Here is a 21,920-nt window from a genome sequence, read left to right on the forward strand (position 1 = left end):
GGTTCACTGCCGGGCCTAGCCACTTGCTAAACAGGGGGAACCCATGCCCAACGCCTATACCCTCAGCGGCAGACAGTTTATCGGCGGCCAACGCTACGCCAGCGGTGAGGCCGACCTTATCAGCCTGCGTGCCGATAACGGTCTGCCGACCGGTCATGTTTTTTTCTCAGCCAGCGCCACAGAAGCCGCTGCGGCTGCCGACGCAGCCGCACAAGCCTTCACGGCTTATTCACAATTCAGCGCCGAACGCCGCGCCGATTTTCTTGAGGCGATTGCCGACCAATTGGATGCACTGAGTGAGGATTTCTTTACCTTCGCCATGCAGGAAACCGCGCTGCCATTAGCTCGCCTCAGTGGCGAACGGGCCAGAACCAGCGGCCAGATGCGGCTATTTGCCACCTTGCTACGCCGTGGGGATATGCATGGCGTGCGCATAGACAGCGCGTTGCCGCAGCGGACTCCGTTGCCACGCCCCGATCTCCGGCAGTATCGAACCGCCATCGGCCCGGTGGCCGTATTTGGTGCCAGCAATTTCCCTCTGGCGTTCTCCACTGCCGGTGGTGATACCGCCGCTGCACTCGCGGCGGGTTGCCCGGTGGTGTTCAAAGCGCACAGCAGCCATATGATCACTGCCGAATTGACCGCGCAGGCAATTGAACGGGCAAGAGAACAGCAAAACATCCCGGCCGGCGTCTTCAACATGATTTACGGCGACCGCATCGGTGCCGATCTGGTCCAGCACCCAGCCATCCAGGCAGTGGGCTTTACCGGCTCGTTACGGGGTGGCAGGGCCCTGTTCGATCTCGCCATGCGCCGCCCGCACCCTATCCCGGTATTTGCCGAGATGTCGAGCATCAACCCGCTGATCGTGATGCCGCAGGCGTTGGCCCGCCGTGGTGAGCAAATTGCGCACGAACTGGTTGCCTCCTTCACCTTGGGGTGTGGGCAGTTCTGCACCAAACCGGGGTTGATCATCGCCCCACGTGGAGAAGCATTTGATCAATTTATTCAGGAACTCGCCTCGAAGGTAAACGTTGCCGCGCCGCAGACCATGCTGAACGCCGGCACGCTGACACATTTCCACAGCGGGTTGGCTGCACTCGAAAAACAACCAGGCATTCGCCACCTTGCCGGTAACCGTGAGGAACGACCTTATCTGGCGGCACCACAGCTGTACCAGGCTGATATCGACTTGCTGCTGAGCGGCAACCCGCTGTTGCAGGAGGAAGTGTTTGGCCCTGTGGCCATTGTGGTAACGGTGGAAAATAACCAACAACTGACTGCCGCGCTCGATAGCCTGCAAGGGCAATTAACCGCCACCTTGCTGGCCGACGAGGGCGATTTACATGATGCCGCACCGCTGGCGCAACAGTTGACGCGCAAAGCGGGACGTGTGCTGTTCAACGGCTATCCGACTGGAGTAGAAGTGTGTGATGCCATGGTGCACGGCGGCCCTTATCCTGCCACCAGCGATGCACGCGGCACCTCTGTGGGCACGCTGGCTATTGAACGCTTCCTGCGCCCGGTTTGCTTACAGAATTATCCTGCGGCACTGCTGCCACCGCCGTTACAAGACAGTAATCCGCTTGGCCTGCTGCGGCTGGTTAACGGTATTTACACCCGTGACCCAGTCCACTCATCCGCCAACCATTAGCCAGACCACATCTGCATGCCATCTAATAACAAAAGGGTAAAACCATGACAACCCAAGGCAAATTCAAGAAGCAGCTTACGCTCACCGACTTAACGTTTATCGGCCTGGGCGCAATATTTGGTTCAGGCTGGCTGTTCGCCGCCAGCCACGTGTCCTCCATCGCCGGCCCAGCCGGTATTTACTCCTGGCTGATAGGTGGCCTGGCCGTCTTACTGCTCGGGATTGTTTATTGTGAACTCGGCGCCGCACTTCCACGCGCCGGCGGCATTATTCGTTACCCGGTGTTCTCCCACGGGGAACTGATGGGCTATTTACTGGGGTTTATTACCCTAATTGCCTTCTCCAGCCTGATATCGATAGAAATTGTTGCTGCCCGCCAGTATGCCGCCGCCTGGTTTCCTTTTCTAAGCCAACCCGGCTCGGGCAACCCGACATTGATCGGCTGGCTGGTCCAGCTGCTGTTGCTGTGTTTTTTCTTCGCCCTGAACTACTACAGTGTCAAAACCTTTGCGAAATCCAACAATTTGATCAGCGTGATTAAATTCGTGGTGCCGCTGTTGGTGATTGTGGTGCTGTTCAGCTTCTTCAAGCCTGAAAACCTGCACAGTCAGGGGTTTGCTCCCTTCGGCTCTGCCGGGGTGGAAGCAGCTATCTCAGCCGGTGGGATTATCTTTGCCTATTTAGGCCTGACGCCCATTATCTCGGTCGCCAGCGAAGTGCAAAACCCGCAGCGCACCATCCCTATCGCGCTGATCCTGTCGGTGGTGTTATCCACGATTATCTACGTACTGCTGCAAGTGGCCTTCCTCGGCAGTATCCCCAGCGAAATGCTGAGCGGTGGCTGGGCCGGCATCAGTCAGCAATTTTCACTGCCCTACCGGGATATCGCTATCACGTTGGGCATGGGTTGGTTGGCATTTCTGGTGGTAAGTGACGCGATTATCTCGCCGAGCGGCACCGGCAACATTTATATGAACGCCACGCCGCGCGTGGTGTACGGCTGGGCGCGCGCCGGGACCTTCTTTAAGATCTTTACCCGCGTCGACGGAGAGTCCGGCATCCCACGTCCCGCACTGTGGTTGACTTTTGCGCTGTCGATCTTCTGGACGCTGCCTTTCCCCTCTTGGGAGAGGCTGATCGGCGTAGTGTCCGCCGCATTGGTGCTGAGTTACGCCATTGCACCGGTTACCGCCGCAGGCCTACGCCGCAACGCGCCTGATCTGCCGCGCCCCTTCTTCGTGCGTGGGTTCTGCGTGCTTGGCCCGGTTTCTTTTATTATCTCGGCGCTGATCGTTTACTGGTCCGGCTGGAATACCGTTTCCTGGCTACTCGGCCTGCAAATCCTGATGTTTGTGGTCTATATCCTGTTCAAAAACAAGGTGCCAACCCACGCCGTCAGCCTGAAGCAGCAAGTTTGGTCCTCACTGTGGCTGATCGCCTTCTATGCGCTGATTATTATCGCGTCCTACCTCGGCAGTTTTGGCGGTATCAACGCGATCGGCCACCCGTGGGACACCCTCACGGTGGCGGTCATTGCGTTAGCCATCTATTACTGGGGAGCCTATACCTGTTTACCTCAGGCGAATTTTACCGGCGATGAAGAAGAGTAACTGCGGAGGGAATATCTGATGACGCAAACCCAACACCTGTCGCTAAACGATGCTTATCATCTTGCACTGCGTGCATTGCACAGCAACGGCTTCAGCGCCGAACATGCCGATGCCGTCGCGCAGAACGTAACTGCCGGTGAACGTGACGGCTGCGCCTCACACGGCCTGTACCGAGTGCTCGGCTGCGTGCGTTCGCTGTTGGCAGGTAAAGTCTCTGCCGACGCCACCCCCACGCTGATCGATCAGGCCCCGGGAATTTTGCGCGTGGATGCCCACGACGCTTTCTCGTTGCTGGCCTATCGTACGGCACTGCCAACCTTTATCGACAAGGTACGCACCAACGGCATCGCCGCCTTGGCGATTAACCACTGTGTGCATTACTCCGCGCTGTGGGCGGATATCGAGCCATTAACCGATCAGGGGCTGGTGGCATTGGCCTGTACCCCTAGCCATGCCTGGGTCACGCCTGCTGGTGGAACCCGGCCGCTGTTTGGCACCAACCCTATTGCCTTCGGTTGGCCTCGGCCACAGCGGCCGCCGTTTATTTTTGATATGGCCACCAGTGCGGCTGCACGCGGGGAAATTGAACTGCATCGGCGTGCGGGTACGCCGCTACCGCCAGGTTGGGGCATAGACCAACAAGGGGAACCTTCTACCGATGCCGCCAGCGTGTTGCAAGGCGCGATGCTGACCTTTGGCGGCCATAAAGGATCGGCGTTGGCGGCGATGGTAGAACTGCTTGCGGGGCCACTGATTGGTGATATGACCAGTAAAGAGTCGCTGGCCTATGATAAGCAGACCGGTTCGTCGCCCTATGGGGGTGAGCTTATTATCGCGATGGATCCCGATCGTTTTTTGGGTGCAGACAAAACAGCCCATTTAGCCCGGGCGGAGGCGTTGTTCGCTGATATGAACGAGCAAGGGGCACGTATTCCAGGAGAACGGCGTTTTCAACAAAGACAATACAGTGAGCAGCATGGCATTACCTTACCGCAGACGCTGTATGACGACATTGTGGCTCTCTGCCGCTGAATGATGCAGGCCCGCAACCGTGAATTGCGGGCCTGAATAAAAAGATTATCTGACCACCATCACGGAGATGTTGGCATGGCGCACAATGGCCGCGGCATTGGAACCCAGCAGATAGGTTTTCACACTTGGGCGACGCGAACCGATGATGATCAGGTCAGCGTCAATTTCCTCCGCCAATTCCAGTACCTGATCGCGTGGAGAACCGAAACTGACGGTATAATCCAGACGCTCCAGCGGAATGTCGACTTCCGACATGATTTTTTTCAGCTTATCGATGGCCTTCACTTCCGCCTGGTTTTCAAACTCTTTAATGCCAAACGAATACGCAGTGACGAACGCCGAAGCATCCGGCAACGTATGAAGGAAATGCACTTTGGCACCAGAAAGCTTCGCCAGATACTCAACATGCTTCAGCGCATGCTCGGTCAGCAGGTCTTCTTCAATATCTATCGGCACTAATATTGTCTTGTACATATCACATCCCTTCTATGTAACCGCAGTGCCTACAGGGTACTGCCGAGAGGGATAAGGGTGAACCGCTTTCTCGCGCTTTTGTGATCGGCAGTATAAACGAAAGGGAATGACTCTCTGTTTAACAGAATATAAACATAACATCCCTAACGGCTAGCCAAATAATTATTTCAGCGTCGGCTAAATCAGCTGTAAATACACCGCTTTCGCCGTGGCGGCGGTTTTATTGGCCACCGACAGTTTTTTAATAGAATTGCCGATATGAAAATTCACCGTCCGCTCGCTCAACCCCATTAACAACGCCGTTTCTTCCGAGGTTTTTCCTTCACTGCACCAGCGTAAAATATCCTTCTCGCGCAGCGTCAGTACGTCTTTTATCGCCTCGTCGTTCACCGATATTAATGCTTCACGCAGCGTTTTATGGGCAATCTGCGCCAGCCACAGAAAAAAGGTTTCGTGGCGTGCGCCGGCCTGCGGTGACTGGTCAGGGATCTTTTTACCGGCAAAGGTGAGAATACCCAGCCGACCATAGCAATCCTTGATCGACTGCGACCAACCTTCGCGAAGACCGAATTGCGCCATACGCCACCACAGCTCCGGCTTATTCTGATAGAACTGCTCGTCCCAATAAAACTGCAGCGTAGAGTGGTGAGCCCGTTCAACCATCGGGTCTTGCAGGTACACCCGCAGTTTGCGGTAGTCCTCCAGGTATGGCTCGGGGTAATTGCTTTCTATCAACATTTTTGGCCGGCTGGCCGGATAGCAGGAAAAGATCGTATAAGAAAAGTACTCAAAACCCAGCGCCTGAGCGCAAGGTGCCAACCGACTTAAAAACACCTCGCGGTCAGACAGGCTGCTGAGCAGATCATCCATCAAAGGCTGAATGTGAGTGTCCATAAAGCGGTTCTCCAGCGCACAGTGCAGGCCAATCAGTAAGTGAGGTTCACTATATCAGGGCGAGAACGGCCGTTTCATATAATATAAACACCCTGGCTATAACTAAAAGTAACGATGCCATACATGGGTGAATATATAACCACGTTAAACCCGCTGCTTGCTGGTTTTACCCAGAGAACAAAAAAATCCGTGTTGTTAACCTGTCATTTCTACCAGTGGACACCAATGTCCTCCCCCATTACTTTTGCCAGTAACACCCGGAAAAATTTAAACCCGAATAAAAGGCTCAGCCTTTGCAAACATAAAAAACTCACAGCGATTTTTATGGCAAAGGATTATTCGCAATGACCCGCACCATAAGCAGAGATATCACTTATTCGTGGGAACTGAATGACGTACAAACACGATTTTTCAATCACAACAGCAATCATCTGAATCGGGCCCGCTACCATGACAGATTATAATGGCCATTTCCTGACGCTGTGCCTGATGGCGACCGGTACCTTTGCCATAGGTACCGATGCGTTTATCGTCGCCGGCATACTTAATGAGGTATCTGACACCTTTGCAATGAGCCCCGCACAGACAGGTCAATTAATCACGGTCTTTTCCCTGGCTTACATGATGTTTGCTCCACTGACTGCCTGGCTGCTGGGCAACGTCAACCGTAAGCCTGTTTTACAGTTGGCTCTGGGGCTATTTATCGCCGGAAATCTGGTCTGCACTGATGCCGACAGCTTTCTTCAAATGTGTGCCGGGCGCGTACTGGCAGCGCTAGGGGCAGCTTGCTATATGCCACAGGCCGCCGCCGCTGCGGCTGGACTCGTCTCGGAAAAGCGCCGTGGGCTGGCGATAGCGATCGTTTATGGCGGCATGACGCTGGCTATCGCCCTGGGCATTCCTTTTGGAACCTTCTTGGCCACGCTGATCGGCTGGCGAGAGATCTTTTTGCTGATCGCACTGCTCGGTGCTTTCTCGCTGCTGGGCCTTTCACTGACACTCAATACCATCACGGCGCCGGGTAAACATACGCTGAAAGAACGGCTTGCCCCACTGCGGCAAAAAGCAGTACTGACAACCTTACTGATCACTTTCTTCGCCGTTTGTTCCGAGCACATTGTTTACAGCTATGTGAGCGTATTGCTAAAAGACACGCAGTTGGGCCAGGAGGCAGTTTTGTCCCTCGCGCTGCTGGTATTCGGGATTGGCGCAGTCATCGGCAACATCGTTTCCGGCCTGTTGACCGATACCTTCGGCAGTAAGTGTGTGCTGCTGCTTTCGGTGTCTGTTCAAACCGGTTCGCTATTCCTGCTGACGTTTTACGCCACGTCCCCTTGGTGGGTACTCACGATTTTCCTGGTGTGGGGCATTTGCGGCTGGATGTATCTGGTCCCCATTCAACATCACTTATTATCACTGTCAAAACCTGTTGGTGCGTTGACCGTTTCACTAAACAGTTCGGTTTTGTATGCCGGTATTGCGGCAGGCAGTATGTTGGGTGGCCTGACGCTGTATACCTTACCGATCTACTGCCTGCCGCTATTGTCGTTGCCGTTGGGGATCTTCGCCCTGTTGTTAATACAGTTTTGCTTCCAGAAAGAAAAAATCGTGACGCCTCTGTCAGAAAAATGAATACCGTCAAACTGGCTGGATAGCTTTTCTTTTGAGAGCATTCCTAGAGTAGGCCCGCCATTGATCGTCTAATTTTTAATCACTACAAGACCGCATTTGAGAAGCCATTAACCCCGCTCTGCGGGGATTTTTTGGTCTTTCAACGCTCCGCTGAAGGGAAAGGCTGCATAAATAGAAAGGTACAAGGTTTGCTTTGGTGCTGATTGATCAACGGCACTAATCGTTTGAAATGTTCAGTTTGGCAATGAGTATCCAGCGCGGCTTGATCGGGCCACTCCTCAACGAAAATAAAATGTCCCGGATCCTGATGATCAATAAACAGTTCATAGGAAAGGCAACGTGGTTCCTGCCGGGTTTTCTCGACCAATTCCTGATACAGCGGCATCACCGTGTCTACACAATCGAGCTTGATAAAATCTTCTGCTATTACCTTTAGCATGTCGCCCTTTCCCTTCAGCATATCTATCATGTGGGGTCACTCTACCTGCGCAGAACAGAGTTTGCCTTTATTAAATGCAAAGTTTGGCATTCAGTGATTGCGCGCACAGATCTTCATCACCAAGCTTGAATCACTCCCGCCCATATGTGAATTTCAGGTTAACCAATTGTCAATTTTTAGTGTCCGAAAGAGTTCTTACCTAGTCGCATGGCCAGGATCGCGTTTATCGCCGATTTTTTTTGCCCACAAAGGCCTGACCATTAGTCCTTTAGGCCTTTGGGCAAAAACTGAATACCGACAGTGAATGCTCCCGCAGTGGCAATAGAGGCAAGAAAGCTGCCGGTCTTGCGTCGCTCTCCGTCGTTCAACCTGTTTGAGAGGTTTAACCCAGTGAACAATACGACCTACACCAGCCCCGCGCTCAACTCAGCCATCAAGAAGACCTGGCGCAGATTGATCCCCCTGATGTTCTCTTTGTATTTTGTCGCCTTTATCGATCGCGTGAACGTGGGCTTTGCCAAAGACGCGATGTCGGTTGATATCGCCTTGTCACAATCCGCCTTCGCACTGGGTGCAGGGATATTCTTCGCGGCTTACGCCATCTTCGGTATTCCAGCCAACCTGCTGATGAATAGGCTGGGAGCGAAAGTTTGGCTCAGCGCCACCACGGCGGTATGGGGGGGCCTGTCAGCCTGCACGGGTTTCGTCAGCAACGAATACCAATTTATCGCCCTACGCTTCCTGCTGGGGCTGGCCGAGGCGGGCTTCTACCCCGGGATCCTTTTGCTCGCTTCCATTTATTTCCCCAACAAGATCCGAGCCTCAGTGATAGGTATCTTTGTGCTCGGGGTTCCCGCCGCCTTGACCCTGGGCTCACCGATTTCTGGCGCGTTGCTTGAAATGCATGGCGTACTCGGGCAGCCAGGCTGGTTCTGGATGTTTGTCTTGGAAGGTTTGCCGGCCGTTGGCCTAGGGATCTTCGCCTATTTCTATCTTGACGATAGCCCAGCCACAGCACGCTATCTGACTCCGGAAGAAAAGCAGGCGTTGGTGACGCAGTTAGCCCTGGAACAAAAAAATACCGAGACCAGCAGTGTGAAGGATGCGTTGAGGAATACCAAGGTTTGGCACCTGGCTTTTATTTACGGCACCATTCAGGTCGGCGTGTACGGCCTGTTGTTTTTCCTGCCCTCGCAAGTGGCCTCGCTGATGGGCACCAATATTGGGTTTAAAGCATCGCTGGTAGCGGCAATCCCCTGGGCCGTGTCAGCATTTGGGGTCTATTACATCCCGCGGTATGCCGATCGCAAAACCGCTCGCCGTTTACCCATCGCCATCGGCTGCATGCTCATTGCCGCGCTGGGATTGGTTGCCTCTTCCTATGCCGGTCCGATTCTTGCCATTATTGCGCTGTGTTTTTGCGCCGTCAGCTTTCTGGCGGTGCAACCGATATTCTGGACCCTACCTGCACAAATACTTTCAGGCCCGGCGTTGGCGGCCGGCATCGGTTTTTGCACCACGTTGGGCGCACTGTTCAGCTTCCTGGCACCGTTAATACGGACTGAGGCGGAACTGCGTTTCAATAGCCCGCATGCAGGCTTGATCGTGTTGGCAATGTTCTCTTTGCTGTGCGCCGCGTTGATCTTCGCCTTAAAAGGATGGGCCGCGAACAACACCAGAAGCCATGCTCAGATCAGTAGATAATCTGGGCGTTGAAGCCATTCGATTTAGCTTATATTGAAGCGGTTAATGGGACACTGACCCTCAGGCACATTTTATGAAGGTCTTCCATGGAGGCATTAAGCGCCACTCTCGCCAAATATGGCCCAGAACCCGGCTTCCTGTTGCTGCTCATTTTCCTGTTTGCCTTGGGTAAGTCGGTCATTTTTATTTCTTCGGTACTGCCGCCCGCCTCAGTGACGCTGATGCTGGGTATTGTCGCCGGTAAACCGGTACTGGCCGACACTCACGTCTGGGCGGCAATTACCCTCGGTGCCCTACTCGGCTCCATTTTATCCTTCCACTGCGGCGCATGGCTTCAACATCGTAGAAGCGGAAACTGGCTGCCGGCCCGTTACCACGGTGCAGTGCACAAAGCGAAATCCGCGCTACAAAAGAATGGGATCCCGCTCTTGTTTGTATCGCGTTTTTTAGCTGTGATGCGCTACACCGTGCCTTTGGTCGCCGGTATGATCTCTTTGCCACGCAAGCAGGTCTATTGCGCCAGTGCGCTGTCTGCCGGGGTTTGGTCCGTCGCCTTGATGTCTGTAGGGCAGCTATTTTAAGTGCCGTAATACCCGGCGGCTCTCATCGCCCAGGACTAATGCCCTATCAGAGAAACCGGCTGCGGCTAAAGGAAACATGGTCGAACGGCAAAGAGATGGAAAGCGCCTTGCTGCCACAATCCTGTCGCCATTCCGGTTATTGGGGACGAAACTCCAACGCGGCATTTTTAACGACACGATAAACAGCGGGTGAAGGGGGTTTGGGAAAGCTGGCATTTGTGATTGCCACTATCGCTGCGCGGCAAAGAGCGGGATCACCGCCTTCGGCTTGAACATCTATGAGCATTCCATCCGGAGCCAGTTTAATTCTTAAAGAACATTTCTTACCGGCGTAAGCATCGGCAAAGTGGAAATGGCTTTGAATAGCCGCGCGTATCTGCGTGAGATACGCATTGATCTCGTCACCAGGTACAGGCGTTGCTTTACCTTCCAAGCCAGCAAAAAGCGCATCGACCTCGTCTCCAGATGGCCCCGGTTTAATCGCGCTGGTCTTAGAGCACCCCGTCAACAGCAGCGAGGCAATCAAGAAAACTAATGCCGGTACGCTAACGTCAAACCCTAAATGTGTTTTCCTCACGATTCCCTTCCTTTTAAAACAGCCTGTGGCAGCCCGATTTATGGGCCAAGGTATAGCAGACGACGCCAATTCACTGGCTATGACGTATGATTGCCTGGCTAAAAAGCAAAAGCCCACTCAGGTGGGCTTATTCTCATTCAGTTCTGGCGGATAGCGCGCTTCATTTCCCGCTCACCCGGCGATTGCGTTTTCACTGAGAGAGGGGCGACAAACTCTTTCCACTCTTTACCGCTCGACGGGTCTGCAGACACCTTGTTAAACGACTCATAATCATCTTTCTGGTTCGCGCATCCTGACAGCACAATCACGCCCAGAGCAACGAGTAGCGATTTACGCATATCTATATCCCTATAGGTAAAATTCGTGCAAATGATAACAAATCTCAACTTCGAGATAAAGCACGGGTCTGAAAGCAAAAATAGGCATCTCAGTGTGATGAGCGCAGCGACAGATACCGTCCCTTTACGCCTGACGGCAAGCTATTGCCTCTTGTGGTCGTCACTACAGAACAGGTCAACGGCATGATTGATGATGGTCACGTAGTTAAGCACATACGCTTCGGGATGATTCTTAGCACAACCTGAGCAGGTGATACGCTTATAATGAGACAATATTAACGTTGGCGTGATACGCCACGTCTGCATAAACGGTGAGTCCCTGATAGCCCATGTATCAATACCCTGAACATCTGACTGAACAAGTCGCCAATCTGCCGCAAACCTGTGGGGTCTATTTCTTTCACGGAGACAACTGCGCGCATCCGCTATACATAGGCAAAAGCGTCAATATTCGCCGCCGTGTTCAGTCTCACCTGCGTAATCCGCGGGAAGCGCGATTACTTGCCACCACCCGTCGCATAACCTGCATCGAGACAGTCGGTGAGATTGGTGCGCTACTGCTTGAATCATCTTTGGTTAAACAACAAAGTCCACTTTACAACAAGCGGCTGCGCAAAATTCGCCGGCTTTGTGCGTTACAAGTGCAAGACTCCCAAACGCGTATCGTTTACAGCGATGCGCTGGACTTTTCCCGAACGCCAAACTTATACGGCCTGTTTCTGCGGCGCACGGCGGCCATCGACTTTCTGCTCGATATTGCCGATCAGGAACGACTTTGCCTGACACATCTGGATATTGAAAAAGGCCGCCCCGGTCAACCCTGTTTTCGCCACCAATTAGGCAAGTGCGCAGGCGTATGCTGCGGGAAGGAAACCCCACAAGCCCATCAGACCAGGCTGATCGGTGCCCTGGAGCAAGCCCAGGTACGACACTGGCCATACCCTGGGAGAATCGCCATCGAGGAACGGCAAGGCCAACTCAAGGCCTTCCATATAATCAGTAACTGGTTCTACCTCGGTACCGCGGCATCGTTGCATGAAGCTGAAAAGCTCAGTTTCCCGGCCGATGAATTCGACCGAGACTGTTACCGTATTCTTTGTCGACGGCTATTCCATGAAAGCCGCGAACACATTCACTTGATTGACAGGGTATAACCCGTACCAAACCAATTCGCGCCCCTCGGAACGCCGAACCGGCAGGTTCATCCCATCAGAAGTTTCATTATCAATTTTGTAGGAAATCGGCGGTAGGAAGTCGATAGAAATGGGCGAAGACAGACCCGGCTTGCGCCAGATCACTTAACTGAATATTCACGCTAGATTTATGCAATTTTTGCGAAGCGTATCCCAATTAGGACACACAAAGAAAAATCAGAAAGGAAGAAAACACGCTAACTGCATGATTTGTTGGTGGGTCGTACAGGGTTCGAACCTGTGACCAATTGATTAAGAGTCAACTGCTCTACCACCTGAGCTAACGACCCAACGGGTTAAATTATTCGCCTCCACACCCCGAATGTCAAACGCTTACACTCATTAGTTTTTTTCATGCGATATTTTTAACCTCTTGTTTTATCAATGAGATAAGCCACATTAGGGCTATTAATCTGCTACTAGCCAGAGTAATCTTCCGCCCCCAAGACGTCCGATTTGCCTCCGCAGTGTAAAGAACAATCGACTTTTATCCCTCGCATAAATGTTGTAAACATGTTGCACAAAGGTGGCGTTATTGCACTACCTTACTAAAGCCGGGAAAACCGGATAATCGTATAAAAAAGAGCCACTTCAGAGCTCGCAATTTCACTCATGACAGGTAAAACAGGACATCATAAGATGGTAGATCAATCTAAAATAGCCGCTGAGGCACCGCCAGAATCAGAAGATCATCTACGGCGAAACCTAACTAACCGACATATTCAACTGATTGCCATTGGTGGCGCTATCGGTACAGGCCTGTTTATGGGGTCCGGCAAAACCATCAGTCTGGCCGGGCCTTCTATCATCTTCGTGTACATGATTATCGGCTTTATGCTGTTCTTCGTGATGCGAGCCATGGGCGAGCTGCTGCTCTCCAATCTGGAATACAAGTCCTTCAGCGATTTCGCCGCCGATTTGCTCGGCCCTTGGGCTGGTTTCTTCACCGGTTGGACCTACTGGTTCTGCTGGGTCGTCACCGGTATTGCAGACGTCGTGGCAATAACCGCCTATGCGCAATTCTGGTTCCCCGAACTGTCACAGTGGATCGCTTCTTTGCTGTGCATCTTGCTGTTGCTGGGCCTGAATCTGGCAACGGTGAAGATGTTTGGTGAGATGGAGTTCTGGTTTGCGATGATCAAAATCGTCGCCATTGTTGGGCTGATCGTTGCCGGACTTGTCATGATCGCCATGCAATTCCAGTCGCCTACCGGTACCGTCGCATCGTTCTCGCACCTGTGGAATGACGGTGGCATGTTCCCGAAAGGCATCAGTGGCTTCTTCGCTGGGTTCCAGATCGCGGTATTCGCCTTTGTCGGCATCGAACTGGTGGGGACGACTGCGGCTGAAACCAAAGATCCTGAAAAAGTGCTGCCACGCGCCATCAACTCAATTCCAATCCGTATCATCATGTTCTACGTGTTCGCGCTGATCGTGATTATGTCGGTCACACCATGGAGCTCAGTGGTTGCCGACAAGAGCCCGTTCGTTGAGCTGTTCGTACTGATTGGCCTGCCTGCGGCCGCCAGCGTAATCAACTTTGTGGTCTTGACCTCCGCGGCCTCTTCCGCCAACAGCGGGGTGTTCTCTACCAGCCGCATGTTGTTCGGTCTGGCGCAGGAAGGCGATGCACCTAAGTCGTTTGCTAATTTGTCCAAAAGAGCGGTACCGGCTAACGGCCTGACCTTCTCGTGTATCTGCCTGCTGGGTGGCGTGGTGCTGATTTACCTGATCCCGAACGTGATGACGGTATTCACGCTGGTTACCACGGTTTCGGCGATCCTGTTTATGTTTGTATGGACCATTATTCTGTGTTCGTATCTGGTTTATCGTAAGCAACGCCCAGCGCTGCACCAGAAATCGATCTACAAGATGCCGGCCGGCAAACTGATGTGCTGGGTGTGTATGGCGTTCTTCGCCTTTGTACTGGTACTGCTGACGCTGCGTGATGACACCCGTCAGGCGCTGATCGTCACGCCACTGTGGTTCGTGGTGCTCGGTCTGTCCTACGTGTTCTTGCGCAAGAAAAAAGTGGCTTAACCCTCTCCAGGGGGACGGTTCACTGTCCCCCTGACACCCCTCCGCTGGCGCTTAGCGCGGCCGGATCCCATCGATAATCACTCTCTGCACGTTTTCCACCGTCTGTAGAAAAAATGCCTCATCCTCTAAGGTCTTGCCGGTCACGGCTTCTACCTGTACCCAAAAATCGGCATAGTGTTGGGTGGTTGCCCACAGCATGAAGATCAGGTGGTGTGGATCTACCGTCGCGATATGACCCTCGGCAATCCAGCGCTCAATCATGGCAGACTTCTCGTCCACCAGCGCCTTCAGCCCCCCTTGCAGTTCCTGTTTTAGCAGCGGCGCCCCTTGGATCATCTCCAGGCAAAAAAGCCGTGACGCCTGCGGATGATGGCGGGACACTTCAAGTTTCAATCGGATATATTCGCCAATAGCCTGCAGCGGTTCCTGATCGGCCCGTAACGCCTTCAACGGCGCCAGCCATACCTCAAGAATGCCTTTCAACACCGCCACATACAGCTCTTCTTTAGAAGGGAAGTAATACAACAAGTTGGTTTTAGATACATCGGCACGCTCCGCCACCTGGTCCAGGCTAGTACCGTGAATGCCGTACAGTGAGAAAAACTCCAGCGCAGCATCCATAATGGTGCTGCGCTTTGCGGCCACCGCACGTGAGCGGCGCGTGGGCGATTTAGCGGCTTGTGGCTTCACTACGGCTCCTTAAAGCAAGCTGATTCAAGCCAGCATAACAAAGCCACCCAATGAAACCTACGCCTTTGCCGACTACCCCTTCCGAGTGATTTTTTGCACCTTTAACGGGCAGCTGCGCCTATTTTTTGTGCACTCCATTTTTACCAAATGGTCTGTTTTAGACCATTTGCTCAACCAGGCAACTTCGTTTTAAAAACAAAACATTGATAAACAAGACATTTTTAAAACTGGCACTGCGTTTGCAATAACCGTCGTATCCCACGCAGCCCGAAGGAACCTATTCAGGCAACGTGCGTACCGCCCTATTCGCAGACCCGAGGTGTTCAAATGAAAATTGGCGTATTTATTCCGATCGGCAACAACGGCTGGCTGATTTCCAGCAATGCACCACAGTACAAACCCACGTTTGAACTCAATAAAACCATCGTGCAGAAGGCCGAGCACTACAACTTCGATTTCGCCTTGTCGATGATAAAACTGCGCGGCTTCGGCGGCAAAACCGAGTTTTGGGATCACAATCTGGAGTCTTTCACACTGATGGCCGGGTTGGCCGCCGTCACCTCTCGCATCAAGATCTACGCGACAGCCGCTACCCTGACCATGCCACCCGCGATCGTCGCCCGTATGGCCTCCACCATTGATTCCATCTCAAACGGGCGCTTTGGAATTAATGTGGTGACCGGGTGGCAAAAACCGGAATACGAGCAAATGGGCATGTGGCCGGGCGACGATTACTTTGGCCGTCGCTACGATTATCTGGCGGAGTACGTCAATGTGCTGCGCGACCTGTGGGGGACCGGTAAATCCGACTTCAAAGGTGAGTTCTTCCAAATGGACGACTGCCGCGTCAGCCCGCAGCCGCAGGCGGACATCAAGGTGATCTGCGCCGGACAAAGCGATGCAGGCATGGCCTTCTCAGCCAAATATGCCGATTACAACTTCTGCTTTGGCAAGGGCGTCAACACGCCCACCTCCTTTGCGCCGACCGCGGCACGCTTGAAAATCGCCGCCGACAGCGAAGGTCGCAACGTGGCCTGCTACGTGCTGTTTATGATTATTGCCGATGAAACCGACGAGGCCGCCCGAGCCAAATGGGAAAGCTATAAAGCAGGAGCCGATACCGAGGCCCTGGCCTGGCTGACCGAGCAAAGCGGCAAAGACACCACCTCCGGGGCCGACACTAACGTGCGCCAAATGGCGGACCCGACCTCTGCCGTTAACATCAATATGGGTACGCTGGTCGGTTCCTACGCCAACGTAGCACGCATGATGGATGACATCGCTACCGTACCCGGTACCGAAGGCGTGCTGCTGACCTTCGATGACTTCATCAAAGGGGTGGAAGACTTCGGCGAGCGGATCCAGCCGCTGATGAAAAGCCGCGCCGACGTTTGCCCACAAACCGCCACAAACCGTGAGGTGGCATGATGAAAATTGTCGAGAGCCAACCCGTAGTACGCCGTCAGATACCACAGGCTGGGGACACAGTAACCCTGCCCGCCCGCCCGGAGGCCATCGCCTTTGCGCCGCAGGAAACGGCGTTGATCGTGGTTGATATGCAAAATGCCTACGCCTCGCCAGGCGGTTATCTGGACCTCGCCGGTTTTGATGTCTCTGCCACCGCCCCGGTGATCGCCAACATCAAACGTGCGATCAGCAGCGCACGCGCCGCAGGCGTCAAAGTGATCTTCTTCCAAAACGGCTGGGACAACCAGTATGTCGAAGCTGGCGGTCAGGGGTCGCCAAACTGGCATAAATCCAACGCACTGAAGACCATGCGCAAACGCCCAGAACTGATGGGTAAGCTGTTGGCGAAGGGCGACTGGGATTACGATCTGGTGGATGAACTGCAACCCCAGCCAGGCGATATTGTGATCCCGAAACCCCGTTACAGCGGCTTCTTCAATACGCAGCTCGACAGCCTGCTGCGCTCATATGGCATTCATCATTTGGTGTTTACCGGCATCGCTACCAACGTCTGTGTGGAATCTACGCTGCGCGACGGCTTTTTCCTCGAGTACTTCGGCATTGTGCTCGCCGACGCCACTCACCAAGCCGGGCCACTATTTGCTCAGCAAGCCGCGTTGTACAACATCGAGACCTTCTTCGGTTGGGTATCGGACGTCGACAGCTTCTGTGATGCACTTTCCACCCCGCTCAGCCAAACGGCATGAGTTTTGCCTGCCTCAAGGCGAACAACATCATTCACCAGGAGCACGACAATGCCAAAAACAATCATTACACCGCCGGGCACCGGCAAGCCACTCGCGCCGTTTGTCCCCGGTACACTGGCTGACGGCGTGGTTTACGTCTCAGGGACGCTGGCGTTCGATAAAGAAAATAACGTGGTGCATGTCGGTGATGCCGCGGGGCAAACCCGGCACGTGCTGGAGACCATTAAGACCGTGATCGAAACCGCCGGTGGCACTATGGACGATGTGACCTTTAACTCGATATTCCTCACCGACTGGCAAAACTATGCCGCCATCAATCAGGTGTATGCCGAGTACTTCCCCGGTGACAAACCGGCTCGCTACTGCATTCAGTGCGGACTCGTGAAGCCGGACGCACTGATTGAGATCGCCACCGTCGCCCATATCGGCCGTTGAACCATTACCCGCAGAGGAGCGAGCATGTACTTTGAAATTTTAGGCAAAGGCACGCCACTGGCCCCAACGCTGGTCCTTTCCGCCGGGCTGGGCGGTGCAGGCAGCTTCTGGCATCCACAGATTGACATGCTGAGCCAGCATTTCCAGGTGATGGTTTACGACCACTTCGGCACCGCCAGCAGTCGAGGAAAGGTACCGGAAGGTTACAGCATGGCCGACATGGCCGATGAAGTCGCGCAGTTGCTGCGCACCCTCAGCATCGAACGCTGTTGTTTCGTCGGCCATGCGCTTGGCGGCATGATTGGCCTGCAATTAGCACTTACCCACCCGCAGTTGGTCGAAAAACTGGTGGTGGTCAACGGCTGGTCGACGCTGGACAGCCAGACCCGGCGCTGCTTTAACGTCCGTCAGGACCTGTTACTCAACAGCGGTGTAGAGGCCTACGTGCGTGCCCAACCTCTCTTCCTGTTTCCCGCCGACTGGCTGTCACAGCATGAGGCCCTGCTGGATGAAGAACTGCGGCATCAGACCGCACATTTTCAGGGCACGGAGAACCTGTTGCGCCGCCTGAAGGCATTGATGAACACGGATTTACGGCCGTACCTGGCGGACATCACCACGCCGACTCTTGCGTTGTGTTCCCGTGACGACCTGCTGGTGCCCTATCGCTGCTCGCATCAGTTGGCTCAAAGCCTGCCGAATGGCGAACTCGTAGAAATGGGATACGGCGGCCATGCCATGAGCGTGACCGACACCGAGAACTTTAATCGCATCCTGCTGGACTGGTTGCTGAAAGCGCCGAACGCCAAAACCAGCTTCGTACTCTAGACCTGGAGGAACCTCATGCAAAGCCACATGCTGCTTGCCGATGCACCGTTACAACCGCGGTGCGTAGAAAAACAAGACTTCCGCGATGCCATGGCACGCCTGGGATCGGCGGTGAATATTATTACTACTGACGGCCCCGGAGGCCGTGCCGGTTTTACCGCCTCCGCGGTATGCAGTGTCACCGACACACCGCCCACGCTGTTGGTGTGCTTGAACCGATCGGCATCGGTCTATTCGGTGTTCAAACAGAACCAAACGCTGTGCGTCAATACACTGGCAGCAGAACACGAGTCGCTGTCAAATTTGTTCGGCGGTAAAACACCGATGGACCTGCGATTCTCTGCGGCACGCTGGTCTACGCGGGTAACCGGCGCCCCGATTCTGCACGGTGCCATCGTATCTTTCGACTGCCAGATTAGCCAACTGGTCAGTGTCGGCACCCACGACATTCTGTTCTGCCAGGTCGTGGCGCTAACCCGTAATGACGACGGCCACGGCCTGGCCTACTTCGATCGGCGTTATCACGCTTTACTGAAACAGTGACTGGCGAATAACAGCCTGAAGCAGGCTCACCCACACTGCAAATCTGCCCCACACAATTTTGGAGATAACGATGGCGAATACCTGGTTTCCTCTATGGCGCGTGAAACAAGGCAGTCTGGACGGTGCAATCGTCGCACCCGATGAACGGTTACCGCTTGCGCAGACGCTGGTGATGGGTTTACAGCATGCGGTGGCGATGTTTGGTGCCACCGTTCTGATGCCACTCCTGATGGGCTTTGATGCAAATCTGGCGATTTTAATGTCCGGTATCGGCACGCTGCTGTTTTTTCTGGTGGTAGGTGGACGGGTACCGAGCTACCTCGGCTCCAGTGCGGCTTTTGTCGGGTTGGTCATCACCCTGACAGGTTACAGCGGCCAAGGGGCCAACCCCAATATTGCGCTGGCACTCGGCGGTATCATCGCTTGCGGCCTGGTGTATCTGTTCATCGGCTTTGTGGTGATGAGCGTTGGAACACGCTGGATAGAGCGTCTGATGCCGCCGGTGGTGACAGGTGCCGTGGTCATGGCGATTGGGCTTAACCTGGCACCTATCGCCGTACGCAGCGTTTCGGCCTCCCATTTTGACAGTTGGATGGCGGTGGTCACCATTCTCTGTATTGGCTCGGTAGCCGTATTTACCCGCGGGTTGATGCAGAGGCTATTGCTTCTGGTGGGGTTAATCGTCGCCTATCTGATCTACGTGGTGGCAACCAACGGTTTTGGTCTTGGCAAACCGGTGGATTACAGCGCACTGAACCACGCCGCTTGGTTTGGGTTGCCACAGTTCACCACGCCAGTATTTAACCTGCACGCTATGCTGCTGATCGCCCCGGTAGCGATTATTTTAGTGGCAGAAAATCTCGGGCATGTGAAAGCCGTGGCGGGAATGACCGGCCGGGATCTCGATCCTTACATCGGCCGCGCCTTCGTCGGTGACGGGCTGGCCACACTGCTATCTGGCTCGGTGGGCGGTACCGGGGTGACCACCTATGCTGAAAATATCGGCGTAATGGCCGTGACCAAAGTTTACTCTACGCTGATATTCGTTGCGGCGGCTATCGTAGCTATCCTGTTGGGCTTTTCACCGAAGTTCGGGGCGCTGATTCACACGATTCCCGGTCCCGTGCTGGGTGGCGCATCCGTCGTGGTGTTCGGTTTAATTGCCGTCGCCGGCGCACGTATCTGGGTGCAGAACCATGTAGATCTTGGTGATAACGGCAACCTGATTATGGTGGCGGTTACGTTGGTGCTGGGCGCCGGGGATTTTGCCTTGACCATTGGCAACTTCACTATGGGGGGTATCGGCACCGCCACATTCGGTGCCATTATCCTCAACGCGCTGTTGCGCAAGCGGAAAACATTGCCACTGGCGGACAGCCCCCTGCGTTAATGCCTCGCAATGGCCCGGCAACCGGGCCTTATTCAGCAAGCGCCGCCGCTTTTCCTTTGCGGCGTATGCGCAGTTCGCTGACCAACACCCCTAATACGATTAACGCACAACCTAACAACGCGATCCCGGGCAGGCGCTCACCGGCAAGGCGCCCAACCAGCCCGGCCCACACCGGCTCGCCCGCATAGATAACCGTGGCACGTGTCGGTGAAACACTGCGCTGCGCCCAGTTCATCGTTAGCTGAATGATGGCGCTGGCAAGCCCCAGTCCTATCGCGCTGTAGAGCAAATAATGGGAGTACGGCGGCACGGACTCGCCGGTCGGCACCATCATCAAAAACGCCGCCACCGAGGCTGTCGCCAATTGCACCACCGTTACCCGTTTAACATTCACCTTGCCGGCATAGGCACCAATCAAAATGATCTCGGCAGCCATGCCCAACGTACCTATCAAGGTCAGTAGCTCACCCACACTGAGCGTCATGTCGGTACTGCTCGGTGCCGCCAGCAGCATCAAGCCGGTGAATGCCAACAACACGCCGACCCACGCCATCACGCCGGGGAAACGCCCCAGCACGAGCCACTGCAACAGCGGTACCATCGGCACATACATAGCGGTAATAAACGCCGACTGACTGCTGGATATGGTTTGCAACCCCACGGTTTGCAGGCCGTAACCGAACATAATGGCAATACCGATAAACACGCCCGCTTTTAATTCATACCAGGTCAGCCCACGCAACGTGCGAAAGGAGAACAGCATCAGCACCAAGGTGGCAGCGGCAAATCGCAAGCCCACGAAAAAGAACGGGCCGCTGAACTTCATCGCGTAATGTACCGCCAGGAAGGTTCCGCCCCAGATCATGGTGATAAAAATCAACACCGCTTCCTGCCGCTTTATCGTGGGTATAAAGGTGGAAATAAAGGATTTTTTTACTGCAGACACCGGCTTGCCCTTCCTGCTGGGTGCAATATAATGCACAGATCCTGCCAGTATGAGGTAAAGCCCGCGGATGAGCAATGCAGAGAACAGCGGTAAACATGAAGCGCCCAAGGTGCTGCAATATCTGAGCAGCAATCTGCGCAGCTATCGCCAACAGGCGGGACTAAGCCAAGTCGCGTTGGCAGAAAGATCCTGTGTCAGCCGCCGCATGCTGGCGGGTATTGAAGCCGGTGACCGCAACGTTAGTCTGGCGGTACTGGACAAGCTCGCCGACGCACTGAATATCGCCTTCACCGATCTGATCCAAGCGCCCGAAGCACGCGGTAGCCACCTGGTGGGTGAGTTGGCCTGGCAAGGGCAGCAACCAGAAAGCCAGGCGCTGTTCTCCGCCAGCGTGCCTGCGCGCCAACGGGTTGAACTGTGGGAATGGACATTGATGCCGGGCGAACACTATGACTCCGTGCCCGATGCTGAAGGCTGGAGCGAAATTATCTACGTGATCGCCGGCAGCCTGACGTTGGTCTTGGAACAGCAAACATTGATTCTGGATGCCGGACAAACCCAGGTATTCAACAGCGATCAGCACTATGCTTACGCTAACCGGACAAATCACCCGTTACGTTTTATTCGCAACGTCACCTTCTGATCACCACGGCAGCCCGCGTTTTCCCTGCGCTGTCACCTGTCTGTCGTGCATATGTCATGTTGCTGTCGTGGCGATCGGCAATGTCTGCCCCTACACTTTGCCT

Annotated in this window: 22 protein-coding genes and 1 tRNA gene; 15 read left to right on the forward strand and 8 right to left on the reverse strand. The window is 54.3% G+C overall.

Annotated elements, in window-relative coordinates; genetic code table 11:
- Positions 1 to 43 precede the first annotated feature (43 nt).
- Genes ACI2J2_RS08830 through ACI2J2_RS08840 form a run of 3 tightly spaced genes read left to right on the forward strand, consistent with a single transcriptional unit; the run spans position 44 to position 4,296 of the window.
- Positions 44 to 1,654: an aldehyde dehydrogenase (NADP(+)) gene (locus ACI2J2_RS08830; RefSeq protein ID WP_404759888.1), complete on the forward strand. Its 1,611-nt coding sequence runs from the start codon at positions 44 to 46 to the stop codon at positions 1,652 to 1,654.
- 44 nt (positions 1,655 to 1,698) lie between these two features.
- On the forward strand, positions 1,699 to 3,264 hold the full coding sequence (locus ACI2J2_RS08835; protein WP_265555035.1) for an APC family permease: 1,566 nt from the start codon (positions 1,699 to 1,701) through the stop codon (positions 3,262 to 3,264).
- Between the two features lie 18 nt (positions 3,265 to 3,282).
- Positions 3,283 to 4,296 (forward strand): Ldh family oxidoreductase, encoded by a 1,014-nt coding sequence (locus ACI2J2_RS08840; RefSeq protein WP_404759889.1) that lies wholly within the window; start codon positions 3,283 to 3,285, stop codon positions 4,294 to 4,296.
- Between the two features lie 45 nt (positions 4,297 to 4,341).
- Here the strand turns inward: ACI2J2_RS08840 and ACI2J2_RS08845 are convergent, their stop codons facing one another.
- Complete coding sequence (locus ACI2J2_RS08845; RefSeq protein WP_209632669.1) at positions 4,342 to 4,770, reverse strand: universal stress protein; 429 nt, start codon at positions 4,768 to 4,770, stop codon at positions 4,342 to 4,344.
- 177 nt (positions 4,771 to 4,947) lie between these two features.
- A complete protein-coding gene (locus tag ACI2J2_RS08850; RefSeq protein WP_404759890.1) occupies positions 4,948 to 5,664 on the reverse strand; it encodes a LuxR family transcriptional regulator in 717 nt (238 codons plus the stop codon).
- Positions 5,665 to 6,114: 450 nt separating this feature from the next.
- On the opposite strand from ACI2J2_RS08850, the gene ACI2J2_RS08855 reads away from it, so the two are divergent.
- On the forward strand, positions 6,115 to 7,296 hold the full coding sequence (locus ACI2J2_RS08855; protein WP_404759891.1) for an MFS transporter: 1,182 nt from the start codon (positions 6,115 to 6,117) through the stop codon (positions 7,294 to 7,296).
- Between the two features lie 139 nt (positions 7,297 to 7,435).
- Here ACI2J2_RS08855 and ACI2J2_RS08860 read toward each other — a convergent pair whose 3' ends face one another.
- Positions 7,436 to 7,735 (reverse strand): putative quinol monooxygenase, encoded by a 300-nt coding sequence (locus ACI2J2_RS08860; RefSeq protein WP_265555043.1) that lies wholly within the window; start codon positions 7,733 to 7,735, stop codon positions 7,436 to 7,438.
- A 465-nt stretch (positions 7,736 to 8,200) separates the two neighbouring features.
- Between ACI2J2_RS08860 and ACI2J2_RS08865 the strand changes: the two genes are divergently transcribed.
- The gene (locus tag ACI2J2_RS08865; protein ID WP_404760283.1) at positions 8,201 to 9,439 is read left to right on the forward strand and encodes an MFS transporter; all 1,239 of its coding nucleotides are present in this window, start codon (positions 8,201 to 8,203) and stop codon (positions 9,437 to 9,439) included.
- An 86-nt stretch (positions 9,440 to 9,525) separates the two neighbouring features.
- Complete coding sequence (locus ACI2J2_RS08870) at positions 9,526 to 10,020, forward strand: DedA family protein (RefSeq protein WP_265555046.1); 495 nt, start codon at positions 9,526 to 9,528, stop codon at positions 10,018 to 10,020.
- A gap of 136 nt (positions 10,021 to 10,156) precedes the next feature.
- Here ACI2J2_RS08870 and tolA read toward each other — a convergent pair whose 3' ends face one another.
- Together tolA and ACI2J2_RS08880 are read right to left on the reverse strand one after the other, a co-directional pair.
- Positions 10,157 to 10,714 (reverse strand): cell envelope integrity protein TolA, encoded by a 558-nt coding sequence (tolA, locus tag ACI2J2_RS08875; RefSeq protein ID WP_404759892.1) that lies wholly within the window; start codon positions 10,712 to 10,714, stop codon positions 10,157 to 10,159.
- A 20-nt stretch (positions 10,715 to 10,734) separates the two neighbouring features.
- Positions 10,735 to 10,935 carry a hypothetical protein gene (locus ACI2J2_RS08880; RefSeq protein ID WP_404759893.1) on the reverse strand — a complete coding sequence of 67 codons (201 nt, stop codon included), beginning with the start codon at positions 10,933 to 10,935 and terminating at the stop codon, positions 10,735 to 10,737.
- 329 nt (positions 10,936 to 11,264) lie between these two features.
- Here ACI2J2_RS08880 and ACI2J2_RS08885 point away from each other — a divergent pair, with 329 nt between their 5' ends.
- Positions 11,265 to 12,089 (forward strand): endonuclease, encoded by an 825-nt coding sequence (locus ACI2J2_RS08885; protein ID WP_209632662.1) that lies wholly within the window; start codon positions 11,265 to 11,267, stop codon positions 12,087 to 12,089.
- Between the two features lie 253 nt (positions 12,090 to 12,342).
- On the opposite strand, the gene ACI2J2_RS08890 is transcribed toward ACI2J2_RS08885, so the two are convergent.
- Positions 12,343 to 12,418: transfer RNA gene (locus tag ACI2J2_RS08890), tRNA-Lys, on the reverse strand.
- Between the two features lie 349 nt (positions 12,419 to 12,767).
- Here ACI2J2_RS08890 and cycA point away from each other — a divergent pair.
- Positions 12,768 to 14,168: a D-serine/D-alanine/glycine transporter gene (gene cycA, locus ACI2J2_RS08895; RefSeq protein WP_209632661.1), complete on the forward strand. Its 1,401-nt coding sequence runs from the start codon at positions 12,768 to 12,770 to the stop codon at positions 14,166 to 14,168.
- A 51-nt stretch (positions 14,169 to 14,219) separates the two neighbouring features.
- On the opposite strand, the gene rutR is transcribed toward cycA, so the two are convergent.
- Positions 14,220 to 14,858, reverse strand: coding sequence for an HTH-type transcriptional regulator RutR (gene rutR / locus ACI2J2_RS08900; protein WP_404759894.1), 639 nt, complete (start codon positions 14,856 to 14,858; stop codon positions 14,220 to 14,222).
- A gap of 327 nt (positions 14,859 to 15,185) precedes the next feature.
- Between rutR and rutA the strand changes: the two genes are divergently transcribed.
- The 6 genes from rutA (at position 15,186) to rutG (ending at position 20,228) form a co-directional block, all read left to right on the forward strand.
- The gene (gene rutA / locus ACI2J2_RS08905; RefSeq protein ID WP_404759895.1) at positions 15,186 to 16,286 is read left to right on the forward strand and encodes a pyrimidine utilization protein A; all 1,101 of its coding nucleotides are present in this window, start codon (positions 15,186 to 15,188) and stop codon (positions 16,284 to 16,286) included.
- Positions 16,286 to 17,032 carry a pyrimidine utilization protein B gene (rutB, locus tag ACI2J2_RS08910; protein WP_209634163.1) on the forward strand — a complete coding sequence of 249 codons (747 nt, stop codon included), beginning with the start codon at positions 16,286 to 16,288 and terminating at the stop codon, positions 17,030 to 17,032. Before rutA ends, rutB begins: the two co-directional genes overlap by 1 nt.
- Before the next feature lie 48 nt (positions 17,033 to 17,080).
- Positions 17,081 to 17,467, forward strand: coding sequence for a pyrimidine utilization protein C (rutC, locus tag ACI2J2_RS08915; protein WP_209632658.1), 387 nt, complete (start codon positions 17,081 to 17,083; stop codon positions 17,465 to 17,467).
- A gap of 24 nt (positions 17,468 to 17,491) precedes the next feature.
- Positions 17,492 to 18,295, forward strand: a complete 804-nt coding sequence (gene rutD, locus ACI2J2_RS08920; protein ID WP_265555052.1) for a pyrimidine utilization protein D — start codon at positions 17,492 to 17,494, stop codon at positions 18,293 to 18,295.
- A 15-nt stretch (positions 18,296 to 18,310) separates the two neighbouring features.
- The gene (rutF, locus tag ACI2J2_RS08925) at positions 18,311 to 18,838 is read left to right on the forward strand and encodes an NADH-dependent FMN reductase RutF (RefSeq protein WP_404759896.1); all 528 of its coding nucleotides are present in this window, start codon (positions 18,311 to 18,313) and stop codon (positions 18,836 to 18,838) included.
- 70 nt (positions 18,839 to 18,908) lie between these two features.
- Positions 18,909 to 20,228 carry a pyrimidine utilization transport protein G gene (gene rutG, locus ACI2J2_RS08930; protein ID WP_404759897.1) on the forward strand — a complete coding sequence of 440 codons (1,320 nt, stop codon included), beginning with the start codon at positions 18,909 to 18,911 and terminating at the stop codon, positions 20,226 to 20,228.
- A gap of 28 nt (positions 20,229 to 20,256) precedes the next feature.
- Here the strand turns inward: rutG and ACI2J2_RS08935 are convergent, their stop codons facing one another.
- Entirely contained in the window at positions 20,257 to 21,174 is a 918-nt protein-coding gene (locus ACI2J2_RS08935; RefSeq protein WP_265555057.1) for a DMT family transporter, read from the reverse strand.
- Between the two features lie 67 nt (positions 21,175 to 21,241).
- On the opposite strand from ACI2J2_RS08935, the gene ACI2J2_RS08940 reads away from it, so the two are divergent.
- Positions 21,242 to 21,817, forward strand: coding sequence for a helix-turn-helix domain-containing protein (locus tag ACI2J2_RS08940; protein ID WP_265555059.1), 576 nt, complete (start codon positions 21,242 to 21,244; stop codon positions 21,815 to 21,817).
- Positions 21,818 to 21,920 lie beyond the last annotated feature (103 nt).

Source organism: Serratia sp. NPDC087055 (assembly GCF_044900985.1).
Lineage (GTDB): Bacteria > Pseudomonadota > Gammaproteobacteria > Enterobacterales > Enterobacteriaceae > Serratia.

Coding starts and splice junctions, on each gene's coding strand:
- ACI2J2_RS08845 (WP_209632669.1), bottom strand. CDS start 4,770: ATGTACAAGACAATATTAGTGCCGATAGATATTGAAGAAGACCTGCTG.
- ACI2J2_RS08885 (WP_209632662.1), top strand. CDS start 11,265: ATGTATCAATACCCTGAACATCTGACTGAACAAGTCGCCAATCTGCCG.
- ACI2J2_RS08870 (WP_265555046.1), top strand. CDS start 9,526: ATGGAGGCATTAAGCGCCACTCTCGCCAAATATGGCCCAGAACCCGGC.
- ACI2J2_RS08865 (WP_404760283.1), top strand. CDS start 8,201: ATGTTCTCTTTGTATTTTGTCGCCTTTATCGATCGCGTGAACGTGGGC.
- ACI2J2_RS08860 (WP_265555043.1), bottom strand. CDS start 7,735: ATGCTAAAGGTAATAGCAGAAGATTTTATCAAGCTCGATTGTGTAGAC.
- rutD (WP_265555052.1), top strand. CDS start 17,492: ATGTACTTTGAAATTTTAGGCAAAGGCACGCCACTGGCCCCAACGCTG.
- rutF (WP_404759896.1), top strand. CDS start 18,311: ATGCAAAGCCACATGCTGCTTGCCGATGCACCGTTACAACCGCGGTGC.
- ACI2J2_RS08835 (WP_265555035.1), top strand. CDS start 1,699: ATGACAACCCAAGGCAAATTCAAGAAGCAGCTTACGCTCACCGACTTA.
- ACI2J2_RS08830 (WP_404759888.1), top strand. CDS start 44: ATGCCCAACGCCTATACCCTCAGCGGCAGACAGTTTATCGGCGGCCAA.
- cycA (WP_209632661.1), top strand. CDS start 12,768: ATGGTAGATCAATCTAAAATAGCCGCTGAGGCACCGCCAGAATCAGAA.
- ACI2J2_RS08840 (WP_404759889.1), top strand. CDS start 3,283: ATGACGCAAACCCAACACCTGTCGCTAAACGATGCTTATCATCTTGCA.
- rutC (WP_209632658.1), top strand. CDS start 17,081: ATGCCAAAAACAATCATTACACCGCCGGGCACCGGCAAGCCACTCGCG.
- rutA (WP_404759895.1), top strand. CDS start 15,186: ATGAAAATTGGCGTATTTATTCCGATCGGCAACAACGGCTGGCTGATT.
- ACI2J2_RS08940 (WP_265555059.1), top strand. CDS start 21,242: ATGAGCAATGCAGAGAACAGCGGTAAACATGAAGCGCCCAAGGTGCTG.
- ACI2J2_RS08850 (WP_404759890.1), bottom strand. CDS start 5,664: ATGGACACTCACATTCAGCCTTTGATGGATGATCTGCTCAGCAGCCTG.
- rutG (WP_404759897.1), top strand. CDS start 18,909: ATGGCGAATACCTGGTTTCCTCTATGGCGCGTGAAACAAGGCAGTCTG.
- rutB (WP_209634163.1), top strand. CDS start 16,286: ATGAAAATTGTCGAGAGCCAACCCGTAGTACGCCGTCAGATACCACAG.
- ACI2J2_RS08855 (WP_404759891.1), top strand. CDS start 6,115: ATGACAGATTATAATGGCCATTTCCTGACGCTGTGCCTGATGGCGACC.
- ACI2J2_RS08880 (WP_404759893.1), bottom strand. CDS start 10,935: ATGCGTAAATCGCTACTCGTTGCTCTGGGCGTGATTGTGCTGTCAGGA.